General features: G+C 69.7%; 2 protein-coding genes. One reads left to right on the top strand and one right to left on the bottom strand.

The window, feature by feature from the left end; genetic code table 11:
• The first annotated feature begins 305 nt into the window (after nucleotides 1-305).
• Entirely contained in the window at nucleotides 306-1025 is a 720-nt protein-coding gene (locus WA805_RS29810; protein ID WP_422280582.1) for a class I SAM-dependent methyltransferase, read from the top strand.
• On the opposite strand, the gene WA805_RS29805 is transcribed toward WA805_RS29810, so the two are convergent.
• Nucleotides 1022-2057: hypothetical protein (locus tag WA805_RS29805; protein WP_425243986.1), on the bottom strand; the 1036-nt coding region annotated here is incomplete at its 5' end. The genes WA805_RS29810 and WA805_RS29805 overlap by 4 nt on opposite strands.

Below are 2057 nucleotides of genomic sequence, written 5' to 3'. Positions count from 1 at the left end.
GGCCAGCCAGCCGCGGACCGGGCGCCGGCCCGCCCGATGGCCGCCGGCCGCCGTCGCCGGCGTCACCGAAGTGCTGCTCAATCCAACCGACCCGCCCTTCTGGCGGTGTCCTCGCGATGCTTCCCGTCGTTCCTGGTAAAGCGTCGTTCCTGGAAAAGATCAGTCTTTCAGTCCGGAACGTACGGATGTGACTGTACCGGCGCCGGCCGTCTCCGCAGGGCGGGCGGACGAGCGAGGGCGACACACCTTAACCGAATCTTGGAGAGGCTGATCAGTCACTCCACGCCTCTTTATATAGTCCCCTTATGGCAGCCCGCAGTACCGAGACCCCGACAGCCACGGCACCGCCCGCGAGCGGCATCAACTATGAGCGGCTCTACGCGTACCGGTTCCGCGACGTCGACCAGGCCAGCAGGCAGAAGGTCTGGAACGAACTCGCCCGGTACATCCACGAACGGCTCGGCGAACCGCGCAGCGTGCTCGACCCGGCGGCCGGCCGCGGCGAGTTCATCACCGCGGTGCCCGCCGACGACCGGTGGGGCGTCGACCTCGTCAGGCAGGGTGACCTCGAATCGGCCGGCGTGAAAATGATCATCGGCGACATCATGGACGTCGAACTGCCGCGGGAGCACTTCGACGGCGTTTTCCTGTCGAACTTCCTCGAGCACCTGCCGGATCAGGACTCGGTGGGCACGGTGCTGGCGAAGCTGCGCGACGCGATGCAGCCGGGCGGCCGGATCGCGATCATGGGCCCGAACTTCCGGTACTGCGCGAAGAACTACTTCGACTGCGCCGACCACACGGTCATCCTCAGCCACATCGGCGTCGAGGAGCACGTCTACGCCGCCGGGTTCGAAGTGGAGTCGGTGGCGCCCCGGTTCCTGCCCTTCTCCTTCCGCGGCGTGCTGCCGCCGTCGGCGGCGCTGACCAGGACCTATGTGCGGACTCCGGTGCTGTGGCGGCTGCTCGGCAAGCAGTTCCTCGTAATCGGCCGCAAGCCTGGCGCCCCGGCCGGCGACAGCTAGCCCGTACCGGGGACGCCGGGGAAGGCGCGGCCCCCTAGCCTGGTCAGCAGGTTGTAGTCGTAAACCATGACCACGTACGGCCCCACCGTGTACTCCCGGGTCGGCTGGCCGAAGCGCTTGCGCACCGTCGGGATGCTCAGGCCGCCCGGCGGGACACTGGGGTCGATCGCCGCGATCACGAAGTCGGCCCTGCTTTGCGCGGGGTCGTACCACGCGCTCGACGACTCCCAGTGCCTGACGTCGAGCGACTCCGGCGTGACCGGCGCGACGAGGACCTGGCCACCGGTGACCACCGTGGTGGAGTTGGCCTGCCAGTATCCGGCCAGGCCTGCTGTGTAGTGGTGGCCGGCGAGCCACGTCGCCAGCTGCTGCTGCGGGGGACCGAGCGGCGCCCAGCTGGCGGCGAAGCACAGCGCCGCCAAGCCGGCCGCGAGCCAGATGCCGAGCAGCGAGAACACGACCGTCGCGGGCCGGCTTGAGCGCTGCTCGGAGCTGGTATCCCACCAGCGGGCAGGCAGCAGCGGCGGCAGCATCCGGCCCGCGAGCACCGCCCCGAGCGGCAGCAGGATCGCGACCTCGTGTGCGTAGGACAGGGACTGGATCAGGGTGCCGAAGACGCCCGCCACCAGCGTGCAGATCGTCGCCGCGGCGAGGATCTGCGACACCCGGTCCGTCCGGCTGGGGAAGGTCCGGCTCGGGAAAAACGTCACGACGGCGACAGCCAGCCCCGCCGCGGCCAGGCCGAGCCCCACCCAGTGCAGCTCGGCCGAGAGGTTCAGCTGCGGGTGCCTGCCCTGGTAGCTGGCGCCGAACAGCAGCTGGATCGACTGGAGCATCATGTGCAGGTTGCCGCGGACCTGGGACGTCGGCGCGATCAGCTGCTTCGGAAGCGGCGCCTGGTAGTAGCCGCCGAACTTGCGGATCGCTCGCAGCGAGACGTTGGCCAGCTCGTAGGAGGCCGCGGCCGCGGCGAGCAGCGCCGCGTCATACCAGTACTCCCGCAGCGGCCGGCGCCGCAGCGCCAGCATGGCC

This window comes from Trebonia sp. (assembly GCF_049794275.1).
GTDB lineage: Bacteria > Actinomycetota > Actinomycetes > Streptosporangiales > Streptosporangiaceae > Trebonia.
The sequence above is the reverse complement of the archived record's forward strand: the minus strand, read 5'-3'. Positions and strand labels throughout refer to the sequence as shown.

What these genes read in the sequence shown, in the direction of transcription:
- WA805_RS29810 (WP_422280582.1), top strand. Translation starts at nt 306, where the DNA reads ATGGCAGCCCGCAGTACCGAGACCCCGACAGCCACGGCACCGCCCGCG.